Here is a 21,481-nt window from a genome sequence, read left to right on the forward strand (position 1 = left end):
GTCCATGGGGCAGATGCCTGTCTTACACCGCCGCGATCGACACGGCCTTGGCGACCAGATAGGCCTCCAGCGCCTCGGGGCCGCCCTCGGAGCCATAGCCCGAATCCTTGACGCCGCCGAACGGCATCTCGGCCGAAGCCACGGCCGGCTGGTTGATCCACAGCATGCCGGTCTCGACCTGCTGGGCCAGCTGGTGGGCCGTCTTGATGGAGCGCGTGAACGCATAGGCCGCCAGGCCGTAGGACAGGCGGTTGGCCTCGGCAATGGCCTCGCCCAGATCGTCAAAGCCGCGGATGGCGGCCACGGGGCCGAAGGGCTCCTGGTTGAAGATCTCGGCGCTCAGCGGCACGTCGCCCAGCACCGTGGGAGCGAAGAAGTTGCCCGCGCCGCCCAGCGAGGCACCGCCCGTGAGCAGCTTGGCGCCCTGCTTTTGCGCATCCTCGATCAGATGGGACAAGGCCGTGACGCGGCGCGGATTGGCCAGCGGGCCCATCTGCGTGCCCTGGACCAGGCCATCGCCGACCTTGAGGCCTTCGGCATGCGCGACCATGGCGCGCGTGAATTCCTCGCGCACGCTGTTGTGGACCAGAAAGCGCGTGGGCGAGATGCAGACCTGGCCCGCATTGCGGAACTTGGACGCGCCTGCGGCCTTGACGGCCAGCGCCACATCGGCATCCTCGGCCACGATGACCGGCGCGTGGCCGCCCAGCTCCATGGTCGAGCGCTTCATGTGCTGGCCGGCCAGCGCCGCCAGCTGCTTGCCCACGGGCGTGGAACCCGTGAACGTGACCTTGCGGATCACGGGATGGGCGATCAGGTAGGAGGAAATCTGGGCCGGATCGCCGAACACCAGGCCCACCACCCCGGCGGGCACGCCGGCATCGACAAAGCACTTGAACAGGGCGGCAGGCGCGGCCGGCGTTTCCTCGGGCGCCTTGCACAGGAAGGAGCAGCCTGTGGCCAGCGCCGCGCCGATCTTGCGCACGATCTGGTTGACGGGGAAGTTCCAGGGCGTGAAGGCGGCCACGGGACCCACGGGCTCCTTGATCACCAGCTGCTGCACCTCGGGACGGCGCGAGGGCACGATGCGGCCATACACGCGCAGCGCCTCGTCGGCAAACCATTCGATGATGCCCACGCCGGCCAGGATCTCGCCCTTGGCCTCGGCCAGCGGCTTGCCCTGCTCCTGCGTCAGCAGGGCGGCGATCTCGTCGGCCCGGTCCTTGAGCAGGGCTGCGGCACGGCGCATGGCGGCTCCGCGCTCATGGGCGGAGACCTTGCGCCAGGTCTCGAAGCCGCGCTGAGCGGCGGCCAGCGCACGGTCCAGGTCGGCCACGTCGGCATGGGCCACATGGCCGATGACCTCGCCGCTGGCCGGATTGCGCACGGGAATCTTCCTGCCGCTGGCGGCGTCCTGCCATTGGCCGTCGATCAGGAGTTGGGTGTCGGAGTAGGAGTGGCTCATGCTGGATCAGATCCTTGGTAGATGACAGGGGGCAGATGTGTGGGGCAGGCACGGCGCTCGCAGTGTCCGCACCCGGCTGCCGCTGCAGCGCAGCGACCATTCTAGGAAGCGCCGGACGGCCCTGCCGTCACCGGGCTGTCACGCACACAACACCTAAAATGCCCGGGTTTCGCAATATCCACCAATCCGTTGAGAGGGAGCTCATGACCGATCTTTTCGACACCACTGCGCGCAGGGGCTTGCGCAGCGTCGCGCTGGCGCTCGCCTTCGCAGGCAGCCTGGGGCTGGCATGGGGGCAGGAATCTGCCTACCCCGCCATGAGCGTGGACCACCATGTCCAGCCTCTGAACTCCCCTCGGGAATTTCTGGCATCTCGCAGCTTGGCCGCCCCTTCCGAGGTCACACCACTGCGCGTGGAACTGGGCGCATGGAAGGAGTACCACGCCGCATCGGCCCCGCAGGACGGCGCCATGCAGGTGGGCGCGCAGCGACTGAGCACACAGACGGCCACGACCGACGCGCTGGCCTCGCAGTTGCAATGGCACTCGACGGCCTCGGGCGGCCTGGTGGCCGCTGTCAGCCTGCGTTCGGAAGGCGCCTACGGCATCCGCATGGGCGTCGAGATGCAGCAACTGCCAGGCAGTGCGCTGCTGCGCGTCTATGCGCGTGACCATCGTGCGGGCGCCTACGAGATCGCCGGCCAGCGCGTGCTGCAGGGTCTGCAGGCCAATCTGGAGGCGGGAGACAAAACCACCGATGGTCGCACCTGGTGGACGCCGGACACCGGCGGTGACGAGGTGACGCTGGAGATCGAACTGCCACCCGGCATTCCCGCCGACGCGCTGCGCATCGCCATCCCGCGCGTGATGCATATCCACGAGAACCTTTCGCTTCCGCTGGAAAGCGAAATGCAGTTCTCGGCCCAGCTCAACGAGTCCCTGTCCTGCAATCTGGACTCCACCTGCTACGACAACTACAGCACACAACGCAATGCCGTAGCACGCATGCTCTATGTGAAGAACGGTGCGGGCTATTTGTGCACGGGTACGCTGCTCAATGACAAGGCCGCTTCCGGCACGCCTTACTTCATTACGGCCAACCATTGCATCAGCAGCCAGACAGTGGCTTCCACCCTGGAAACCTCCTGGTTCTATCGCACGCCCTCCTGCAACAGTCGCACGTTGTCATCCGCAAACAGGGTGCTGCGAAACGGTGCCACCTTGCTCTATGCGACGGCGGACTACGATTCCACATTGCTGCGCCTCAACGATGCGCCCCCAGCCGGTGCGGTGTTTGCAGGCTGGACCAGCCAGACAGTGGCTGGTGGCACCAGCATGGTGGGCATCCACCATCCCCGAGGCGATCTGCAGAAAATCAGTTTCGGCACAGTCTCCAGATCAGTCTCATGCGAGCCTTCCAGCGAAGGGATGATGAAATGCGCCAATGTCAGCGGTGGCTTCAACCTGGTGAACTGGGATCAAGGGCTGACGCAAGGAGGCAGCAGCGGCTCGGGCATGTTCGTGGAAGGACGTTTGGCCGGGGTCCTCTATGGCGGCGACGACCAGACTTGCCCTGCCTCTGGCGGCATGTCCATCTATGGACGCTTCGATCTGCTGTTTCCCAATGTTCAGAAATGGCTTGCAGCAGACCCGATTACCGGCACCTCCCAGACACGGACCCCCGTCTATCGCTTCTTCAATCGAGTCACCGGTGCGCATTTCTACACAGCCAATGCACAAGAGCGCGATCAGGTGATTGCAACCTATCCGGCCTTCCAGTATGAAAACGTGGCCTTCTATGCATCCACCCAAATGCAACAAGGGCTGGATCCCGTATTCCGCTTCTTCAATAGAAATACAAGCGCGCATTTCTTCACCATCGACGCCTTCGAGCGCAACCAGGTGAAGATCTACTATCCCGGCTTCATCGATGAAGGCATCGCCTGGTATGCCGCCAAAACTGCAGTCAATGGAACAGTCCCCATATTCCGCTTCTTCAACGAGCAGACTGGTGCGCACTTCTACACCATCAACATTGCAGAGCGGGATCAGGTGATCACCAAGTATCCCTTCTTCAAATATGAGGGTGTGGGCTACTACGTCTGGAAAACCCAGTGAGCACGCGCACTGCACCGCAGTGCGTCCCCAAGAAGAAGGCCCCGCACTGCGGGGCCTTCTTCTTGGGACAACAGCCCTCACCCCACCAGCACCAGCCCAGGCGGCAGGCTATCCCCAAAGCTGCGCTTCGCATCCTGGGCGTCCATCTGCTGGACCTGTTCCACCAGGTCGATCCAGCGCTGCGGTGCACCGGCGCCGCGCAACCGCTCCAGCACCAGGGCGCGCTGGGCATCGGACAGGTCCAGCGCACGGTCGCCCGTCATGCGGGCCATCTGCACGGCGGCGAACATGGCAGTTTCATTGCGGCGCCAGTCCTGGGCCAGGGTGGCGTCCAGGAACTCCTGCGCAGCCTCGGGCGGCATCACGCGGTGGGCGTTGGCCGCCAGCGGCAAGCGCGCGGCCAGCCGGCCTATGGCCCACCAGGTCTGCACGGATTCACCAGGGTGTTTCAGCCGTTGCAGCATCCACTGGCCCATTTCCTGGCGGTACTGCCAGGGCACGGCTTCCATAGCGGCGAACAGGCGCAGCATGTCGTCGTAGCTGCCATGGGCGGACTTGCCCTGGCTGCGCTGCGTGGACTGCTGCACGGCTTTTTGCATGTGGCCGGCAACCTCTTCCAGCAGCTCCATCTGCCGGGCCTCGTCCAGGCCCGCGGCCACGCGGCGCCAGAAGACCCACCATTCGGTGCGGTTGGCCGCCTCACCGCCATGGCCCAGGCCCTGGCCATGCAGTTGCCAGACCTGCTGCATGCGCCAGCCGTCCAGCTCGGCGCCCACGCCGGGGCGCAGGCACCAGCCTGCCAGGTTCAGCCAGACGCGCTCGTGCTCGGCCGTGCGGCGGCGGCGCCTGGCGCGGGCCAGCAAGGCGTCGAACAGTGCGCGCAGCAGCGGCAGGTCCCAGTCCTCGCGCGGGCCCAGCCGTCGCTCCAGCGACTGGCGCAGCTGGCGGACCTCCTTGGCCGTCACCTCCTGGGCCTGGCTGCCGAAGATGCGCTCGATCAGGGCCACGGCGTCCGCCAGCCGGCCCTGCCGGGCAGAAAGATCGCCGGTGTCCTGCGCATCTGCGGCCAGCGCACCGCGCACGCTGAACGGCAGCAACCACTGGCGCTGCGCATCGTCGGCGGCCACGCAGCGCACCTCCAGCGTGCCGACCTCGGTCATGCAGGCCTGCAGTTGCACTTCGACCTGGGCCTTGTCCCGGCCCTCGGGCGCAGGCAGCACGGTGGACAGGGCGGGCAGCTCGACCCAGCCCTCGCCGTCGAGCGCCGCGATACGGCCGGCCTGCGCAGGCGCCGCCGCCAGGCTGTTGGCCACCAGCGAAAAGCGCACGGCCTGGCCCAGGCGCAACGCAAAGCGCCGGCCGGAGAGCACGATGCGCACGCCCTCCTCCGTGCCGCGCGGCAGCAGGCAGATGCCCTGTGGTGCGGCACCCGCCTTCTCGGGCAGGACCAGCCAGTAGCTGCGCGGCGAGCCACCGCCGATGCGCGGTACCGGGGCGGGCACAGTCCGGGCATCTTCCGATTCCGGCAGATCCTCAGACGGACGGCTCTGGACATGCATGGCCAGGCCATGCGCCGCTGCGCCGCGTGCAACGGCCCAGTCGGGATGCGGGTTGTGCAGCAGGCGCAGCGGCTGGCCGCGCCAGGCCTGCAGCTGCGCCACCAGCCGCTGGGCCAGCGCATGGGCGTGGAAGACGCCGCCATTGAGCAGAACCGCATCGGGCAACTCCCCAGCCGCGTGCTGCGCGAGAAACTGCGCCAGGTGCCGTGTGATCGCCGCATCGGCAGGATAGGGCAGCCCCAGGCCGCGCAAAGCGCCCTGGCGCCGGGTGGGCAGATCCTGCAGGCCGGCCAGCGGCATGAAGCCTTCGACCACGGCCTCGCGCACCTCGTCGCGGCGCAGCGTGGCCGTGCGCGTCTGCGCCAGCAGCTTCGATCCGCCGCCCAGCAGGGTCACGGCCACGGACTCGGGCGCATCGTCGGCCAGCAACTGTTCCTTGGCCATGCGGCAGCGCTGCACCAGTTGGGCGAAGCGTGCGGCGGGCAGGCGCTCGCCGGGCGGGGCGAACTGCGGCTCCAGCCGATGGGCCAGCGCCAGGTCCATGTTGTCGCCGCCCAGCATCAGGTGCTCGCCCACGGCCGTGCGTGTCAGCACGGGCAGGCCTCCAGCTTCAGCAGGCTGCACGCGGATCAGGGTCAGGTCGGTGGTGCCGCCGCCCACATCCACCACCAGCACCAGGCGGCAGTGCGCCAGCTCGGCCGCCAGGCGTTCGCCCTGCAGCACCAGCCAGTCGTGGAAGGCGGCCTTGGGTTCTTCCAGCAATTGCACCGCAGGCAGACCGGCCAGCCGCGCGGCCTCCAGCGTCAGTGCGCGCGCGCCTTCGTCGAATGAGGCCGGCACGGTCAGCACGACCAGCTGGTCCCTCAGCGGCGCGCCGGGGTGCGTGCGGTCCCAGGCCTGCCGGACATGGTCCAGGTAACTGGCCGAGGCCTGCAGCGGCGACAGCCGGGCCACCTCTTCGGGCGCGCCCCAGGGCAGGATGGCCGCCGTGCGGTCCACGCCCGCGTGCGACAGCCAGCTCTTGGCACTGGCCACCAGGCGCGACGGCACGGCCGCGCCCAGATCACGCGCCCAGCGGCCATTGACGGCGGGCGCTTGCGCATCGGCGCCCAGTGCCGCCCAGGGCTGCTGCCAGGCATCGCCCAGTTCGCCGGGCGCCGCCTGGTAGCGCGCAGAAGGCAGCAGCACCTGGGCAGCGACCTCGCCAGCCGAGACACGCTGCGCCACGGGCAGCAAGGCGATGTCGGCCGCCGTGCCGCCCACGGGCACATGCGCCACCACGGTGTGGCTGGTGCCCAGGTCGATGCCCACGATGTGGGCGGCGTCGGGAGCGAAGGGGGTGGCGGAGGCGGGGGCGGCAGTATCAGGCATATCGGCAGTCATACAGGGCACGGTGCGCGGCCCGGACCGGGCCTGCCGCCGGGGCGGGCTACGCTACATCGGCCCGCACGTCGAACTCCACCTTCCAGCGTTCGTCACCACCCACGGGCACGGCGTTGAGTTCCAGCGTGCCGATGTCGGTCACGCGCGCATGCAGGGTGACGGGCACGATCTCGCCGGGCGCACGGCCTTCGGCGGGCAGGTGGGCCTCGATCTCCTGCAGCTCGACCAGTTCCTCTGGGCCCCAGAAGTCCAGCACGGTGCCGACCTGGTCGGCGCGGCGCACGGAGGAGCCGAAAAAGCGCAGGCGCACGGGCTCGCCCACGACCAGGCCGAATTCCTGCGTGTCCAGCGCCACCTCGGTGCCCTCTTCCATGCCGAAGGGCGCCAGGCACAGGGCCGAGATGGGCGGCTCCATGCCGGGGATGGCGGGCATGTTGCTTTCCACGCCCACGTAATAGCTCTGCGCCGTGCCGCCACGGATGCGCACGCCACGGCCCGCAGCCGCCACATGGCCGAAGTAGGCGGCGCCGCGCGCCACGGCCAGGTCCAGGTTGGCGCCATCCAGCAGGCGCGCGGGTTGCGCGCCTTCGCCGGCCAGCCAGCCGTTGACGACTTCCAGGATGCGCTGCTCGATCTGCGGCGCCTTGAGCACGCCGCCGTTGAACAGGATGGCCGAGGGATGCAGGAAGGACGCGCCCTCGGGCTGCGTGCCCTTGAGGCCTTCGATCTGCTCGGTGGCGCCGGCCTGGCGTGAGAGGAAGGCCGCCAGGTGGCGCGTGACGGCCGCGTCCTGCGCATACGGCAGGCCCAGCTGGGTCAGCGCGGCGCGCGCGCGGGTCTGGGGCTTGTCGGAGACGGCTGCGCGCGGGAAGAAGCCTTCCACCAGCATCTGCAGCACCTCGTCACGCGTGACCTCGGTGCGGATGCTGCCGCCGATGAGCTTGCTGCCCCGGCTGGGCACGACCACGGGCACGGACTGCAGCGAGGCGTCGGCCAGCAGTTGCTCCTTGGCCTGGCGGCAGCCATGGGCCAGGGCACGGGTCTGCCAGGCGTCGAGCTGCTTGCCCTCCTGGGCCAGCTTGCGGGCCACGCCGTAGGCCAGGGCCAGGTCCATGTTGTCGCCGCCCAGCAGGATGTGCTCGCCCACGGCCACGCGCTGCAGTTCCAGGCCGCCGTCCTTTTCCAGCACGGCGATCAGCGACAGGTCGGTGGTGCCGCCGCCCACGTCCACGACGAGGATGATCTCGCCGCTTTGCACCTGCTTGCGCCACTGGCCGCCGCTGGCCTGGATCCAGCTGTACAGCGCAGCCTGGGGTTCCTCCAGCAGCGTGAGCTTCTGGAAGCCCGCGGCGCGGCAGGCCTCGGCCGTCAGCTCGCGCGCGGCCGGGTCGAACGAGGCGGGAATGGTCACCGTCACGTCCTGGGCGTCGAACGGCGCCTCGGGATGGGCCTGCTCCCAGGCCCAGCGCAGGTGCGACAGGTAGCGGATGGAGGCGGTCAGGGGCGAGACGCGGTGCACCTCCTCGGGCGCATCGGCCGGCAGCAGGGGCGAGCGGCGGTCCACGCCCGGATGGCACAGCCAGCTCTTGGCGCTGGAGACCAGCCGGATCGGCGTGGCCGCGCCGCGCGATCGCGCGAACTCGCCCACCACGAAGTCCTGGCTGGCGCCCCAGGGCAGGGCCATGTCGGCCGCAGTCAGCTCGCTTTCATGCGGCAGGTAGAGGAAGGACGGCAGCAGCGGGCGTGCCTCCACGCTGGAGGGGCCGGTGAGCTGGGGAATGTCCAGCACGCCCTGCTCCACCTTCTCGCCATCGCTGGCCTGGCGGTCCACATAGGAGAGCGCGCAATGCGTGGTGCCCAGGTCGATGCCGATGCTGTAGCGCGCCTGGGAGGATTGAAGGGACTGGTCCATGCTCACAGCTCCACCTCGGCCTGGGCCACGATGGCGGCAGCCTTGTGATCGGTGAGCTGGGGCAGGCGGACATCGTCCACGCGCCAGCCACGGTGGCCCAGCGTGCCCGTGAAGGGTGCCTGGCCGACCACGTTGCCCGTCAGGCGCACGGCGGCGGCATCAAAGCCTGCGGCCAGCGTGACGCGGCTGCCTTCGGCCTCCGTCCGCACGGGGGCGATGCTGAAATGCTCGCGCAGCACCTTGCGGCAGCCTTCGTGCACCACGCGGGCGGCGGCGCCGATCTCGGCGTCGGCGTAGCCGGCCACGTCTTCCTGCACGAAGTCCACGAAGCGCGCCTCGCGCTGCAGCAGGCCCAGCAGCTGCAGGGCGGCGGTGCCAGCGGGTGCGGCCGGCTCCACGACGGTCTTTTCGACGATCTTCTCGACCGGCACCTCGACACGCTTTTCAACCACTTTCTCGACCACCTTTTCGACAGGCACCTCGACGCGGACCTCGACGATCCGGTCCACGGGCACCTCCACGCGCACCTCCTTGGGTGCGGGCGGCGGCACGTCAGCGGCCAGCGGCTCGCCGTCGCGCAGCCGGGACACATCGGCGGCCAGGCGGCCGTTGCCGAGGATGGCGAAGAAACTGCCGATCGCGATGGCGATGCGGCTCAGGAACGAGGGGGGAGTCTTGGAATTCATGGGCTTCTCTTGGCGAGAGGACCCTGCCGGGCCGATCGCCGCGCAGCAGGGCAACCGGGCGCCGATGGTCCTCCACCGGGCGCCCGCAGGGTCCGTGATGTTACCCAAAGCAACGAAGCCCCGTCCTGTACACGGCCCCATGCCCCCGTGCGCAAATGGCCTCGCGGCATAATCGCGGCTGCTCCTGCCCCTGTCCATGGCCCCTACACGCCTTTTCCGCCACGCCCCGACCCGCTGCACCGCCTTGCGCGCGCAGCGGCCGCAGCGCGTGCACGGCGTGCCCACGGCCTTCATCAGCCTGTGCGGCTTCACGGCCCTGCTTTCCGCCGCCGTGCGGAAAGCCTGAGGTCCACCCCCAGCTTCCCGCACGGCCCCCGCAGCGAATCCCGCATGCGAAGCGCATGCCAGGAGCTGCCGGCCCACGCCCCGCACCTCCCTGGCCTGCACGCCCTTTCGGCCGCGCCGCCGCATGGCGCAGCCGCCTTGACCCCGGAGCCGATGATGGACATGGAACTCTCCCAAAACTTTCTGCGTGCCAAAAGCCCCTGCGCGGCGGGCTTTCGCTGGTTCGTGCGCAACCGCCATGACGGCAACGACTACCAGCGCGTGCTCGACGCCCTGGTGGGCGATGGCCGCGTCGAGGACGCGCGCTGGCTCATGAACCAGTTCGGCCCCACCGATGCCGTGCTGGAGGTCGATCACCTGGAGGCCGATGCCCTGGTGTTCTCGGGCAGCGTCGTCGTGCATGGCGAGCTGCGCGTGCCCGGCCTGCTGGCCGTGGGCCGCACGCTGCAGGCCGGCGCCGGCATCCACGCGGGCCGCATCGAGGCCGGCCAGGACCTGCACAGCGGCGGCGCCATCTTCTGCAGCGGCCCGCTGCAGGCCGGCGGCCTGGTCAAGGCCGCCTGGAGCGTGGACGTGCACGAGGAACTGCGCGCCGAAGACGTGCGCGCCGGCTGGGAGCTGCGCTGCGGCGCCGACCTGCGCCTGGGCGGAGGGGCCCAGGCCGGCCAGGACATCGAGGTGCAGGGCGCCATCCGCTGCGGCAAGGGCCTGCGCGCGGGCGGCAGCATCCGCGCCAGCGGCCTGATCGAGCTGGGCCACGGCCTGTACGCTGGCGCCGACGTGGAAGGCGGCAGCCATATCGAGGTGGACTGGGGCATGCGCGCGCTGGGCGACATCCGTGCGGCCTGCAGCATCCGCGCGGGCGAGACCCTGCATGCCGAAGGCGAGATCGCGGCCGGCCCCGGCTACGGCATCTATGCGGGCATGAACGTGCAGCAGGATGCCTGGCCGTCCTGTGCCTGGGTGCATGCGGCGCAGCGCCCTCCCGCCCTCCTCAGCGGCTGGTGGGAAGAGGCCGCGGCACCGGCCTGATGCCCGCAGGGACACGCCGGCCTGCGCCCCCGCAGCGCAGCGCCGCGATGCAAAATACCCGCTTCGCCGCCGACCGGGCGGCTCCAAGGAATCCCACATCGTGTTCACCGGCATCATCCAGGCCGTGGCAAGCATTGCCGCGCTGCGCGACCAGAACGGCCTGCGCACCTTCACCCTCGACTTTCCCGAAGGCTTCTGCCAGGACCTGGCCATCGGCGCCAGCGTCTCCACCGACGGCGTGTGCCTGACGGTGACGGAGATCCTCTCGCCCACGCGCGCCACCTTCGACGTGATGCTGCAAAGCCTGAACATCACCACGCTGGGCGGCTATGCCGTGGGCGGGCGCGTCAATGTGGAGCGCGCGGCAAAGGACGGCGCCGAGATCGGCGGCCATCCGCTGTCGGGCCATGTGGATTTCACCTCGCCCGTGCTGGAAGTGGCCTCCAGCGACACCAACCACCGCATCCGCTTCGGCATTCCCGAGGGCTTTCGCCACTATGTGTTCGCCAAGGGCTACATCGCCATCAATGGCGCCAGCCTCACGGTGTCCGAGGTGGACCGCCAGGCGGGCTGGTTCGAGGTGTGGCTGATCCCCGAGACGCGCCGCATGACCGTGTTCGAGTCCAAGGGCGTGGGCGACCTGCTCAATGTGGAGATAGACCGCAGCACCCAGGTCGTGGTGGACACGGTGCGCGAGACCGTGCAGCAAAGCCTGGGCCGCCTGCAGCCCGTGCTAGAAGCCTTGCTCAAGGAAAAAGGCCTGAGCCTGGACGACTTCATAGACGTCCCCAAGCTGCCCGGCTGACTGCCTTCGTCGTTCAACGCCCCGCCGCCAGCGGCGGACTGAAACGCCGCAGGCGCAGCGCGTTGCTGAGCACGAAGACGCTGGACAGCGCCATGGCCCCGGCCGCGAACACGGGCGACAGCAGCGTGCCGTTGACGGGGTACAGCAGCCCCGCGGCCACGGGGATCAGGGCCACGTTGTAGGCAAAGGCCCAGAACAGGTTCTGGCGGATATTGGCCATGGTGGCCTTGGACAGCGCGATCGCATTGGGCACGCCGCCCAGGTCGCCCGACATCAGCACCACGTCGGCCGCCTCGATGGCGATGTCCGTGCCCGTGCCGATGGCCAGGCCCACATCGGCCTCGGCCAGGGCCGGCGCGTCGTTGATGCCGTCGCCCACATAGGCCAGCGTGCCGTGCTCGGCCTTCAGGCGCTTGACGGCATCGACCTTGCCGCCGGGCAGCACCTCGGCCACCACCTCGTCGATGCCCAGCTGCCGCGCAATGGCCTCGGCCGTGCGGCGGTTGTCGCCGGTGATCATGGCCACCTTCAGGCCCAAGGCGTGCAGCGCGGCAATGGCGGCCGGCGTGCTGTCCTTGATGGGATCGGCCACGGCGATCATCGCAGCCAGGCGTCCGTCCACCGCGGCATACAGCGGCGTCTTGCCTTCGTCGCCCAGGCGCGCGGCCTCGTCTGCCAGCGTGTCCACCTGCAGGCCCAATTCGCGCATGAAGCGGTCGGCACCGATCTCCACGCGCACGCCGTCCACCTGGGCGCGCACGCCAAAGCCTGTCACCGATTCAAAGCGATCCACGGCACCCAGCGGCAGATCCTCGGCCTTGGCAGCATCCACGATGGCGCGTGCAATCGGGTGCTCGGAGCGGTCCTCCACGGCCGCCACCAGCGCCAGCACGCGGCTGCGCTCGCCCTCGAAGCCCGGGGCCAGCACCAGGTCGGTCAGCTCGGGGCGGCCTCGCGTCAGCGTGCCGGTCTTGTCCACGGCCACCACGCGGGCGTCTTTCAAGGTCTGCAGGGCCTCGCCCTTGCGCAGCAGCACGCCCATCTGCGCGGCCCGGCCCGTGCCCACCATGATGGAGGTGGGCGTGGCCAGGCCCATGGCGCAGGGGCAGGCGATGATGAGCACGGCCACGGCATTGACCAGCGCAAAGCTCAGTGCGGGCGACGGCCCCCAGGCCAGCCAGGCGCCGAAGGTCAGCAGGGCCACGGCCATCACGGCCGGCACGAACCACATGGTGACCTGGTCCACCAGCGCCTGTATGGGCAGCTTGGAGCCCTGGGCCTGCTCGACCATGCGGATGATCTGCGCCAGCAGCGTGTCAGCGCCCACCTTGGTGGCGCGAAAGGCCAGCGCTCCGTTCTGGTTCACCGTGCCGCCGACCAGTTCGGCACCCGGGGTTTTCTCGACCGGCACGGGCTCGCCGCTGATCATGGATTCATCGACGAAGCTGCTGCCCTCGATGACCTCGCCATCGACGGGAATGCGCTCGCCGGGCCGCACCTCGATGGTGTCGCCCGCACGCACGGCGGCAATGTCCACTTCCTGCACGGCGCCGTCCTTGCGCACGCGCGCCGTCTTGGCCTGCAGTCGCACCAGGCGGCGGATGGCCTCCGAGGTATTGCCCTTGGCGCGCGCCTCCATGAAGCGGCCCAGCAGGATCAGCGCCACGATCACGGCCGCCGCCTCGTAATACACATTCACCGTGCCGGCCGGCAGCCACTGCGGCACGAAGGTGGCCACCAGCGAATAGGCAAACGCCGCCGAGGTGCCCACGGCCACCAGCGAATTCATGTCTGGCGCGCCGCGCAGCAGCGCGGGAATGCCTTTCTGGAAAAAGCGCAGGCCCGGCCCGAACAGCACGATGGCCGACAGCAGGCACTGCAGGTACCAGCTGTTCTGCGTGCCGATGGCCTGCCCCACCCAATGGTGGAAGGCCGGCACCATGTGGCCGCCCATCTCCAGCACGAACACCGGCAGCGCGAACACCGTGGCCACGATCAGCGAGCGCTTGAGCGAGGCCCGCTCGCGCGCCTGGCGCTGCTCCGTGCCGTCTTCGGCCGGCGACTGCGCTGCGCCGCCTTCACTGGCCGGGTTCGCGCTGGCGCCCAGCGGACGCGCTTCGTACCCGGCCTTGTGCACAGCTGCCACAAGGGCCGCCACATCTGCACTGCCAGCCAGCGTCACCACTGCACGGTCGGTGGCCAGGTTCACGCTGGCCGATTGCACGCCTTCCACCTTTTTCAGCGCACGCTCCACGCGGCCCACGCAGGAGGCGCAGGTCATGCCCTCCACTTCCAGTTCCACGCTGGACTGGGGCACTTCGTAGCCGGCCTTCTCGATGGCTGCAATGGCGGCGGGCAGATCGGCCGCGCCCTCGAAGCGGATGCTGGCCTTTTCGGTGGCCAGGTTGACCACGGCTTCCTGCACGCCCGGCAGCTTCTTGAGCGCGCGCTCCACACGCCCCACGCAGGAGGCGCAGGTCATGCCCTGAACGGGCAGGTCTATGGCCATGCCGGCCTTGGTCGATGCATTCATTGCCTGACTCCTTTGTTCTCGCATGCAGGCACTTTAGAGATTGCCACCATGTCAAGGTCAAGCCCCCTGCAGGGCGCTTTCATCGCCATGTCATCTGCCTTGCCCAGCATCGGCGGCCGTGACAAACCGATACAGAGAGAACCCGTTCATGTCCTTGACCTCCCATCGCCCCGCCCTGCGCCCGCTGGCCGTGGCCCTGGCTGCCTCCGCCCTGATCGCCGGTTGCGGCGGCTCCGGCAACGACACGCCCGCAGGCCAGCCGCTGGAGCTGCGCATTCTGCACATCAACGATCACCACTCCACGCTGGAGTCCAAGAGCAAGACCCTGCAGCTGGACGCCGGCACGGGCAAGGCCGAAGCCGTGGCCGTGGACGCCGCAGGCTTTGCGCGCGTGACCCAGGCCATCGAGGAGCTGGCCGCGCAGTCGCCCAACGTGCTCAAGCTGCACGCCGGCGACGCACTCACCGGCACGCTGTACTTCAACCGCGCAGGCGCCGACGGCGAGGCCGATGCCGCCCTCATGAACACCGTCTGCTTTGACGCCTTCACGCTGGGCAACCACGAGTTCGACAAGGGCGACAGCGGCCTCAAGTCCTTCCTGGACCGCCTGCGCACAGGCACATGCAAGACGCCCGTGCTCAGCGCCAACGTGCGCTTTGGCGCCAACTCGGCCCTGAACGCGGCCAAGGCGCCCGGCTATGTGAACCCCTCCACCGTGGTGGAGCGCGGCGGCCAGAAGATCGGCATCGTCGGCCTGACCATTGCGGGCAAGACCAAGGCATCGTCCAGCCCTGATGCCGACACCACCTTCGAGGACGAGGCCACGGCGGCCCAGCGCGAAATCGACGCGCTGCGCGCCAAGGGCATCAACAAGATCATCGTCATGAGCCACGTGGGCTATGAGTACGACCGCCAGATCGTGCCCAAGCTCAGCGGAGTGGACGTAGTCGTGGGCGGCGACTCGCACACCCTGCTCGGCCCCGACGTGCTCAACACCACCGGCGTGGGCACACCGGGCGGCGCCTACCCCACGCGCCTGGCCGACAGGGACGGCAGCCCCGTCTGCGTGGTCCAGGCCTGGGAGTACGCCCAGGTCGTCGGCGACCTCAAGGTCCAGTTCGACGCCGACGGCCGCGTCACCCAGTGCACGGGCACGCCCCATGTGCTGATCGGCGACAGCTTCACCATCGCCGGCAAGGCCGCCACCGATGCGCAAAAGACCGCGCTCAAGGCCAGCGCCGCCGCCACCGGCGTGCTGCGCGTGACCACGCCCTCGGCCAAGGCCACCGCCGCGCTGCAGCCCTTCAAGGACAAGGTTGCCCAGTTCAACCTCAAGCAGGTCGCCACCGTGCCCCAGGAACTGTGCTCGCGCCGCGTGCCCGGCGGCGTCGGCACCATGAACTACAGCCAGTCCAGCGCCGCCTGCAATGCCGAAGGCAGCGTCAGCGTGCGCGGCGGCGACATCCAGCAGCTCGTGGCCCAGGCCTACCTGGAAGAAGCCAACCGCCACTACGGCGGCGCCGACATCACCCTGCAAAGCGGCGGCGGCGTGCGCATCCCGCTGCTGGGCCAGACCACGGCCGCCCAGGTCATCCAGGTCCTGCCCTTCGGCAACAAGCTGTTCCGCCTGGACATCACCGGCACGGAAGTCAAGGGCATGCTCGAGGACGGCCTGCAGGCCGTCTACGGCCCCAGCGGCACGACCGGCCCCTACCCCTACACGGGCGGCCTGCGCTTTGACGTGAATGCGGCAGCGGCGGCCGGCCAGCGCGTGTCGGGCATCGAGGTGTATGACAACGCGAGCAAGACGTGGAAGCCGCTGGATACGGCGCGCACGTACAAGCTGTTCGTGCTGAGCTTCAATGCCACGGGTGGCGATGGCTACAAGACGCTGGCGGCCGTGCCTGATGCGCGCCGTCTGGACATTGGCGTGCTCGATTCCGATGTGTTCTTCAACTACATCGAGAGGCAGCCGGTGGATGCGGTGTCTGGTCTGCCGCTGCTGTCGCGGCTGCCGGCGGATCTGTACAGCACGCGTAGTTTTCAGGGTGGGCGCTGAGTCTTCCTGATGGGTCCAGGGATCTGTTTTGTTCCCTGCCGGGGGGTTGTTTTTCGAGGCCGGGTCTCGGCCCGGCGGCCGACCTACCTTCTTTTGCTTCGCCAAAAGAAGGTAGGCCAAGAAAAGGCGACCCGGATGTCCGCGACCCCTTCGCTTCGCTGCGGGGCAACCTGCGTCGTGGCGGTTGCGGGGTTCGCTGCGGAACTCGCTGCGTTCACTGCGTGAACTCCGCTCAGACAACCGCAGCGAGTCAGATCACGAAGCAGTCCTGTCCTTCGGCAGGACTGCAACCCCGCAACCACCACGCCGCAGGCGCGGACATACGGGGAGTTTGCCCGGGCCGTCGCTTCGCTCGGCCTCTATGAGAAAACAGCCGAGCGCAGCGGTGGCGCGTCGGCTGTTTGCATTTCTGGCCTTTGGCATTTTGCTGTTGGCTGTTCCCCAGCCTCCCCCCTTCTGCCCACGCCTGCGTTGGGCGGGATGCGGGGTGGCAGCCCTGCCGAAGGACAGGGCTGCTTCGTTGTCTAGCTCGCCGTGATGTTTGAGTGAAGCGCGCAGCGCGCAACGAGTTTCACGGCGCACCCCGCATCCCGCCCAACGCAGGTCGCCCCGTAGCGAAGCGAAGGGGTCGTGGGCAGTTTGGGGCGCGCTTCTTTGCCTACTTTCTTATCGCGCGATAAGAAAGTAGGTCGGCCGCCGGGCCGAAACCCGGCTCCTGCCGCCAGAGGCACAACACAATCAAAAACAGGTCAACCAGAAATCAGCCAATCCGAGCAATCACAGCCCCCAGCACCTGCGCCTTCCCCGCCTCAGCCACCAAAGCCACCACCCCGCTGCGATGCGCAGTCACCTGCATCTCCATCTTCATGGCCTCCATGACGGCAATCACATCGCCTTCCTGGACGGTGTCGCCATCGGCCACCTTCCACGCATGCAGATTCCCTGCAATGGGTGAGGTGACGGCAGCGGGGTCCACGGCAGATTCGGCAGCCGGCGCGGCAGCCACACCGCCGCCAGCCGATGCCAGCCCCTGCAGCAGCACCGCAGGCAGGCCCAGCGACACCCGTCGCCCGTCGATCTCGACCGCGCAGCGCACCAGGCTGGCGTCGGGCAGCGGCTCGGCGCGCACGGCGGCGGCCAGGGGTTCGGCGAAGTCGGATTCGATCCAGCGCGTGTGGACCTTGAAGCCGTCGTTGCCCACGAAGTCGGCATGGCCGATGACGGCGCGGTGGAAGGGCAGGACGGAGGACAGGCCTTCGATGCGGAACTCGGCCAGGGCGCGGCGTGCGCGGGCCAGGGCCTGTTCACGGGTGGCGCCGCTGACGATGAGCTTGGCCATCAGCGAGTCGAAGCTGCCGGGCACGACCGAGCCGGTCTGCACGCCCGTGTCCAGGCGCACGCCGGGGCCCGAGGGCGGGTCGAACCGCACCACGGGGCCGGGCGTGGGCAGGAAGCCCCGGCCCACGTCTTCGGCGTTGATGCGGAATTCGATGGAGTGACCCAGCGGCGCCGGGGTTTCGGTGATGGACAGGGGCAGGCCGTCGGCCACGCGCAGCTGCTCGATCACCAGGTCCACGCCCGTGGTCTGCTCGGTCACGGGGTGCTCGACCTGCAGGCGCGTGTTGACTTCGAGGAAGGAGATGGCGCCCGTCTGGCTCAACAGGAATTCCACCGTGCCCGCGCTGACGTAGCCGGCCGCCGCGCAGATGTCGCGTGCGGAGCTGTGGATGCGGGCGCGCTGCTCGTCGCTGAGGAAGGGCGCCGGGGCCTCTTCCACCAGCTTCTGGTTGCGCCGCTGCAGCGAGCAGTCGCGCGTGCCCAGCACGACCACGTTGCCGTGGGTGTCGGCCAGCACCTGGGCCTCGATGTGGCGGGGGCGGTCCAGGAATTGCTCGACAAAGCATTCGCCGCGGCCGAAGGCGGTGACGGCCTCGCGCACGGCCGAGTGAAAGAGCTCCTCGACCTCGTCCATGCGCCACGCGATCTTCATGCCGCGCCCGCCGCCGCCGAAGGCGGCCTTGATGATGATGGGCAGGCCGTGCTGCTGGGCAAAGGCCAGCACTTCGCCGGCATCCTTGACGGGGTCGGGCGTGCCGGCCACCAGGGGAGCGCCGACCTGCAGGGCGATCTTGCGCGCCTCGACCTTGTCGCCCAGCTTGGCGATGGTCTCGGGCGTGGGGCCGATCCAGCGCAGGCCCGCATCCAGCACGGCGCGCGCGAAGGCTTCGCTTTCGGACAGGAAGCCGTAGCCGGGGTGCACGGCGTCGGCGCCGCTCTTGTGCGCGATGGCGATGAGCTTGGCGATGTTCAGGTAGGTGTCGGCCGGGCGCTCGCCGTCCAGGCCATAGGCCTCGTCGGCCATGCGCACGTGCAGGGCGTCGATGTCGGCATCGGCGTAGACGGCCACGGATTTCACGCCGTAGTCGGCGCAGGCGCGGGCGATGCGGACGGCGATCTCGCCACGGTTGGCAATCAGGACTTTTTTCATCGCAATACCTTCAATTGTTCTGCAGGCGCTGGGCGCCTTGCGCGCCGGGGGAATATTCCTCGAAGGCGCGGATGGGGTTGAAGCGGATCCAGGCGCCCACGGGAATCTGGCCGGCCAGATCGAGGTGGTGCGGCGCCACGCAGCCGATGACAGGGTAGCCGCCCGTCAGCGGATGGTCGGCCAGGAACAGCACGGGCTGGCCGCTGGGAGGCACCTGGATGGCGCCCAGCGGCGTGCCTTCGCTGGGCAGCTCGCCGGCCACGGCGCGCGCCAGGGGCCGCTCGCCCGCCACGCGCAGGCCCACGCGGTTCGATTGCGGCGTGACCTGCCAGCGCTGCGCGGCCAGCAGGGCCACGGCCTCGGGCGTGAACCAGTCGGTGCGCGGGCCCAGCTCCACGTCCAGCACCACGTCCTGCCCGGCGATGGGCAGGGACTCGGGCGGCAGCTCGGGTGCGGACACGGCCGTGCGGTCCGCAGCCCGCACGGGCAGGATCTGGCCCACGGCCAGGGCGGTTGGGCCGACATTCGCCAGGGTGTCGGTGCAGGCGCTGCCCAGCACGGGCGTGACGGCAAAGCCGCCGCGCACGGCCACATAGCAGCGCGCGCCGGCCACGGGCTGGGCAATGGTCAGCAGGTCGCCATCGGCCAGGGCCACGGCCTGGTAGCGCGGCACGCTCCAGCGCTGGCCGGACCCGGTGGTCACGGTCAGGGGCGCATCGGCGCCCGTGATGGCGACCACGGTCTCGCCCTGGCTTTGCAGCGACAGGCCACCGCCCACGGTCTCCAGCACGGCCAGGTCGCTGGCATTGCCGACCAGGCGGTTGGCGGCCTTGAAGGCTGCCTGGTCCATGGCGCCCGAGGCCGAGACGCCCTGCCCGGCCTGGCCCAGGCGGCCCCGGTCCTGGAACAGCGTCATCAGCCCGGTGGCCTTGACGCGCAGCGCGTTGCCCTCTGGCAGTTCGGCCTGCACGACAGCGGGTGCAGGTTCGGCATCCGCCTGCTCCATGCCTGCGGCATCGACAAAGCGCACGCGGTAGCCGGGCTGCAGCAGCGCAGGCAGCTCGCGCGCAAGGTCCCACATGCGCGCCGAGGTGCGGCCTATCAGTTGCCAGCCGCCCGGGCTGGCCTGGGGATAGACGGCGCTGAACGTGCCGCCCAGCGCCACGGAGCCGGCCGGCACGCGCGTGCGCGGCGTGGTGCGGCGCGGCACGTTGAAGATCGGATCGCCCCCGCTGAGGTAGGCAAAGCCGGGCGCGAAGCCCGTGAAGGCCACGGCGTACTCGCTGCCCGTGTGGCGGCGCACGACTTCCTCGGGCGTGATGCCCAGCAGCTGCGCCACATCGGCCAGGTCCTCGCCGTCGTAGTGCACGGGGATTTCGACCAGCACATCGCTGCGCTCGGCGCGCTGACTCAGGTCACGCGCGGCGATGCGGTTCACCAGCTCGGCCACGCCCACCTGGGCGGGGGTGAACTGCACAAGCACGGTGCGCGCGGCCGGCACCAGCTCCTGCACGCCGGCGATGGGCTCGCGCTGCAGCGAGCCCAGCAGGGCCAGGGTTTCATCCAGGTCGACCAGCTCCACCAGCAGGGCCTGGCGGTTGACAGGTAGAAAGCGCATGGCCACTCCTCAACCTGCGAAGGAGGAAATGCGCACGCCCTCCTGCTCGAAACGCTCGCGCAGATGGCGTGCGATGGCCACGGCTCCCGGGCTGTCGCCATGCACGCAGATGGAGTCGGCGGCAATGCGCACGGGGCTGCCGTCCACGGCCTCGACCACCCCTTCGCGCACCAGCATGAGCATGCGCGCGGCGATCTGGTCCACGTCGTGCAGCACGGCGCCCGGATCGCGGCGCGAGACCAGGGTGCCCTCGGGCGTGTAGCCCCGGTCGGCAAAGGCCTCGGCCACCACGGTCAGGCCTGCGTCGCGCGCCCAGTCGATCAGGGGCGAGCCGGCCAGCGCCACCAGCACCAGGCTGGGGTCGATGGCGCGCATGGCCGTGATCACGTCGGTGGCCTGGCGCCTGTCGTGGGCGATGGTGTTGTAGAGCGCGCCGTGCGGCTTGACGTAGCGCACCTCGGTGCCAGCCACGCGGGCCAGGCCCTGCAGCGCGCCGATCTGGTAGATGACGCCGGCCACCAGGTCGGCGCTGGCCACGTCCATGTTGCGCCGGCCGAAGCCGACCAGGTCGGGATAGGACACATGGGCGCCGACGATGGCGCCGCGCGCGCGGGCGGCCTTGAGCGTCTCCAGGATGCCTGCCGGGTCGCCGGCATGGAATCCGCAGGCCACGTTGGCGCTGCTGACGATATCGAGCATGGCGGCATCGTCGCCCATGCGCCATCCACCCAGGCTCTCGCCAAGATCACTGTTCAGGTCAATTTTCATCGTTCTCTCCTCACCGGACTCGGTGCACGGGGTTCAGTGCAGCTGGCCGGCGTTTTCCTTCAGATCCTGGGACACGGTCAGGGCCGTGCGGATGGTCTCGCGCACGGCAGCCACCTGGTCGGCCAGCGACATGCTGGGCATGCCCGGCTTGCGCGCTGCCTGCTCAGGCAGGGCCGGCACATGGATGAAGCCGCCCCGCGCACCCGGCGCAGCCTTGCCCTGGGCCAGCCAGTGCATGAGCGCGAAAAACACGTGGTTGCAGACAAAGGTGCCCGCCGTGTTGGACACGGAAGACGGAATGCCCCGCGCACGCAGGTTGTGCACCACGGCCTTGATGGGCAGCGTGGAAAAGTACGCGGCGGGCGCGCCCGGGATCACCACCTGGTCCACGGGCTGGCGCGCCGCATGGTCGGGAATGCGGGCGTCGTCGATATTGATGGCCACGCGCTCGGGCGTGAACTCGCTGCGGCCGCCGGCCAGGCCCAGGCTGATGACCAGCACCGGCTGCAGCTGCGCAAGCGCCTCCTGCAGCTGGCGCAGCGATTCGCCGAACACGCAGCGCAGCTGCAGGCCGTGGACGGTGGCGCCCTCCACGATCTCTCCATGCAGGGCACGCGCCACTTCCCACGAGGGATTGACAGGGTCCTGCTCGAACGGCTCGAAGCCGGTCACCAGGATGCGCGGGGAAGTGGAATCGGTCATGGCAACAGT

14 protein-coding genes are annotated in these 21,481 nt (G+C 69.2%); 5 read left to right on the top strand and 9 right to left on the bottom strand.

The window, feature by feature from the left end:
- Positions 1 to 22: 22 nt before the first annotated feature.
- Positions 23 to 1,465 (bottom strand): NAD-dependent succinate-semialdehyde dehydrogenase, encoded by a 1,443-nt coding sequence (locus tag ACN20X_RS27290; protein ID WP_016450856.1) that lies wholly within the window; start codon positions 1,463 to 1,465, stop codon positions 23 to 25.
- A 203-nt stretch (positions 1,466 to 1,668) separates the two neighbouring features.
- Between ACN20X_RS27290 and ACN20X_RS27295 the strand changes: the two genes are divergently transcribed.
- Complete coding sequence (locus tag ACN20X_RS27295; RefSeq protein WP_046986553.1) at positions 1,669 to 3,582, top strand: trypsin-like peptidase domain-containing protein; 1,914 nt, start codon at positions 1,669 to 1,671, stop codon at positions 3,580 to 3,582.
- A gap of 77 nt (positions 3,583 to 3,659) precedes the next feature.
- Here the strand turns inward: ACN20X_RS27295 and ACN20X_RS27300 are convergent, their stop codons facing one another.
- The 3 genes from ACN20X_RS27300 to ACN20X_RS27310 are packed head-to-tail and all read right to left on the bottom strand — an operon-like array spanning position 3,660 to position 9,122.
- Positions 3,660 to 6,512 carry an Hsp70 family protein gene (locus tag ACN20X_RS27300; protein ID WP_473210074.1) on the bottom strand — a complete coding sequence of 951 codons (2,853 nt, stop codon included), beginning with the start codon at positions 6,510 to 6,512 and terminating at the stop codon, positions 3,660 to 3,662.
- A gap of 58 nt (positions 6,513 to 6,570) precedes the next feature.
- Complete coding sequence (locus ACN20X_RS27305; protein ID WP_473210075.1) at positions 6,571 to 8,436, bottom strand: Hsp70 family protein; 1,866 nt, start codon at positions 8,434 to 8,436, stop codon at positions 6,571 to 6,573.
- 2 nt (positions 8,437 to 8,438) lie between these two features.
- On the bottom strand, positions 8,439 to 9,122 hold the full coding sequence (locus ACN20X_RS27310) for a DUF2760 domain-containing protein (protein WP_047326411.1): 684 nt from the start codon (positions 9,120 to 9,122) through the stop codon (positions 8,439 to 8,441).
- 196 nt (positions 9,123 to 9,318) lie between these two features.
- Here ACN20X_RS27310 and ACN20X_RS27315 point away from each other — a divergent pair, with 196 nt between their 5' ends.
- From ACN20X_RS27315 to ACN20X_RS27325, 3 genes are all read left to right on the top strand, one after another.
- Positions 9,319 to 9,468 carry a hypothetical protein gene (locus ACN20X_RS27315; RefSeq protein ID WP_164474686.1) on the top strand — a complete coding sequence of 50 codons (150 nt, stop codon included), beginning with the start codon at positions 9,319 to 9,321 and terminating at the stop codon, positions 9,466 to 9,468.
- Between the two features lie 155 nt (positions 9,469 to 9,623).
- Complete coding sequence (locus ACN20X_RS27320; protein ID WP_026062924.1) at positions 9,624 to 10,499, top strand: hypothetical protein; 876 nt, start codon at positions 9,624 to 9,626, stop codon at positions 10,497 to 10,499.
- 100 nt (positions 10,500 to 10,599) lie between these two features.
- Positions 10,600 to 11,304, top strand: coding sequence for a riboflavin synthase (locus tag ACN20X_RS27325; RefSeq protein ID WP_012207520.1), 705 nt, complete (start codon positions 10,600 to 10,602; stop codon positions 11,302 to 11,304).
- A gap of 13 nt (positions 11,305 to 11,317) precedes the next feature.
- On the opposite strand, the gene ACN20X_RS27330 is transcribed toward ACN20X_RS27325, so the two are convergent.
- Entirely contained in the window at positions 11,318 to 13,837 is a 2,520-nt protein-coding gene (locus tag ACN20X_RS27330) for a heavy metal translocating P-type ATPase (RefSeq protein ID WP_473210076.1), read from the bottom strand.
- 148 nt (positions 13,838 to 13,985) lie between these two features.
- Here ACN20X_RS27330 and ACN20X_RS27335 point away from each other — a divergent pair, with 148 nt between their 5' ends.
- Positions 13,986 to 15,896, top strand: coding sequence for a bifunctional metallophosphatase/5'-nucleotidase (locus tag ACN20X_RS27335; protein WP_473210077.1), 1,911 nt, complete (start codon positions 13,986 to 13,988; stop codon positions 15,894 to 15,896).
- 760 nt (positions 15,897 to 16,656) lie between these two features.
- Here the strand turns inward: ACN20X_RS27335 and ACN20X_RS27340 are convergent.
- From ACN20X_RS27340 to pcp, 4 genes are read right to left on the bottom strand one after another with little or no spacing between them, the layout of a single operon-like run.
- Positions 16,657 to 18,384 (bottom strand): acetyl/propionyl/methylcrotonyl-CoA carboxylase subunit alpha, encoded by a 1,728-nt coding sequence (locus ACN20X_RS27340; protein WP_013800623.1) that lies wholly within the window; start codon positions 18,382 to 18,384, stop codon positions 16,657 to 16,659.
- Positions 18,385 to 18,394: 10 nt separating this feature from the next.
- Positions 18,395 to 20,002 carry a 5-oxoprolinase subunit B/C family protein gene (locus ACN20X_RS27345; protein ID WP_392450159.1) on the bottom strand — a complete coding sequence of 536 codons (1,608 nt, stop codon included), beginning with the start codon at positions 20,000 to 20,002 and terminating at the stop codon, positions 18,395 to 18,397.
- A gap of 9 nt (positions 20,003 to 20,011) precedes the next feature.
- Positions 20,012 to 20,770, bottom strand: coding sequence for a LamB/YcsF family protein (locus ACN20X_RS27350; protein ID WP_016454390.1), 759 nt, complete (start codon positions 20,768 to 20,770; stop codon positions 20,012 to 20,014).
- A 33-nt stretch (positions 20,771 to 20,803) separates the two neighbouring features.
- Complete coding sequence (pcp, locus tag ACN20X_RS27355; protein ID WP_016454391.1) at positions 20,804 to 21,472, bottom strand: pyroglutamyl-peptidase I; 669 nt, start codon at positions 21,470 to 21,472, stop codon at positions 20,804 to 20,806.
- Positions 21,473 to 21,481: the final 9 nt, after the last annotated feature.

It is taken from the genome of Delftia sp. PX-1, assembly GCF_055797465.1.

What these genes read in the sequence shown, in the direction of transcription:
- ACN20X_RS27290 (WP_016450856.1), bottom strand. Translation starts at nt 1,465, where the DNA reads ATGAGCCACTCCTACTCCGACACCCAACTCCTGATCGACGGCCAATGG.
- ACN20X_RS27295 (WP_046986553.1), top strand. Translation starts at nt 1,669, where the DNA reads ATGACCGATCTTTTCGACACCACTGCGCGCAGGGGCTTGCGCAGCGTC.
- ACN20X_RS27300 (WP_473210074.1), bottom strand. Translation starts at nt 6,512, where the DNA reads ATGCCTGATACTGCCGCCCCCGCCTCCGCCACCCCCTTCGCTCCCGAC.
- ACN20X_RS27305 (WP_473210075.1), bottom strand. Translation starts at nt 8,436, where the DNA reads ATGGACCAGTCCCTTCAATCCTCCCAGGCGCGCTACAGCATCGGCATC.
- ACN20X_RS27310 (WP_047326411.1), bottom strand. Translation starts at nt 9,122, where the DNA reads ATGAATTCCAAGACTCCCCCCTCGTTCCTGAGCCGCATCGCCATCGCG.
- ACN20X_RS27315 (WP_164474686.1), top strand. Translation starts at nt 9,319, where the DNA reads ATGGCCCCTACACGCCTTTTCCGCCACGCCCCGACCCGCTGCACCGCC.
- ACN20X_RS27320 (WP_026062924.1), top strand. Translation starts at nt 9,624, where the DNA reads ATGGACATGGAACTCTCCCAAAACTTTCTGCGTGCCAAAAGCCCCTGC.
- ACN20X_RS27330 (WP_473210076.1), bottom strand. Translation starts at nt 13,837, where the DNA reads ATGAATGCATCGACCAAGGCCGGCATGGCCATAGACCTGCCCGTTCAG.
- ACN20X_RS27335 (WP_473210077.1), top strand. Translation starts at nt 13,986, where the DNA reads ATGTCCTTGACCTCCCATCGCCCCGCCCTGCGCCCGCTGGCCGTGGCC.
- ACN20X_RS27340 (WP_013800623.1), bottom strand. Translation starts at nt 18,384, where the DNA reads ATGAAAAAAGTCCTGATTGCCAACCGTGGCGAGATCGCCGTCCGCATC.
- ACN20X_RS27345 (WP_392450159.1), bottom strand. Translation starts at nt 20,002, where the DNA reads ATGCGCTTTCTACCTGTCAACCGCCAGGCCCTGCTGGTGGAGCTGGTC.
- ACN20X_RS27350 (WP_016454390.1), bottom strand. Translation starts at nt 20,770, where the DNA reads ATGAAAATTGACCTGAACAGTGATCTTGGCGAGAGCCTGGGTGGATGG.
- pcp (WP_016454391.1), bottom strand. Translation starts at nt 21,472, where the DNA reads ATGACCGATTCCACTTCCCCGCGCATCCTGGTGACCGGCTTCGAGCCG.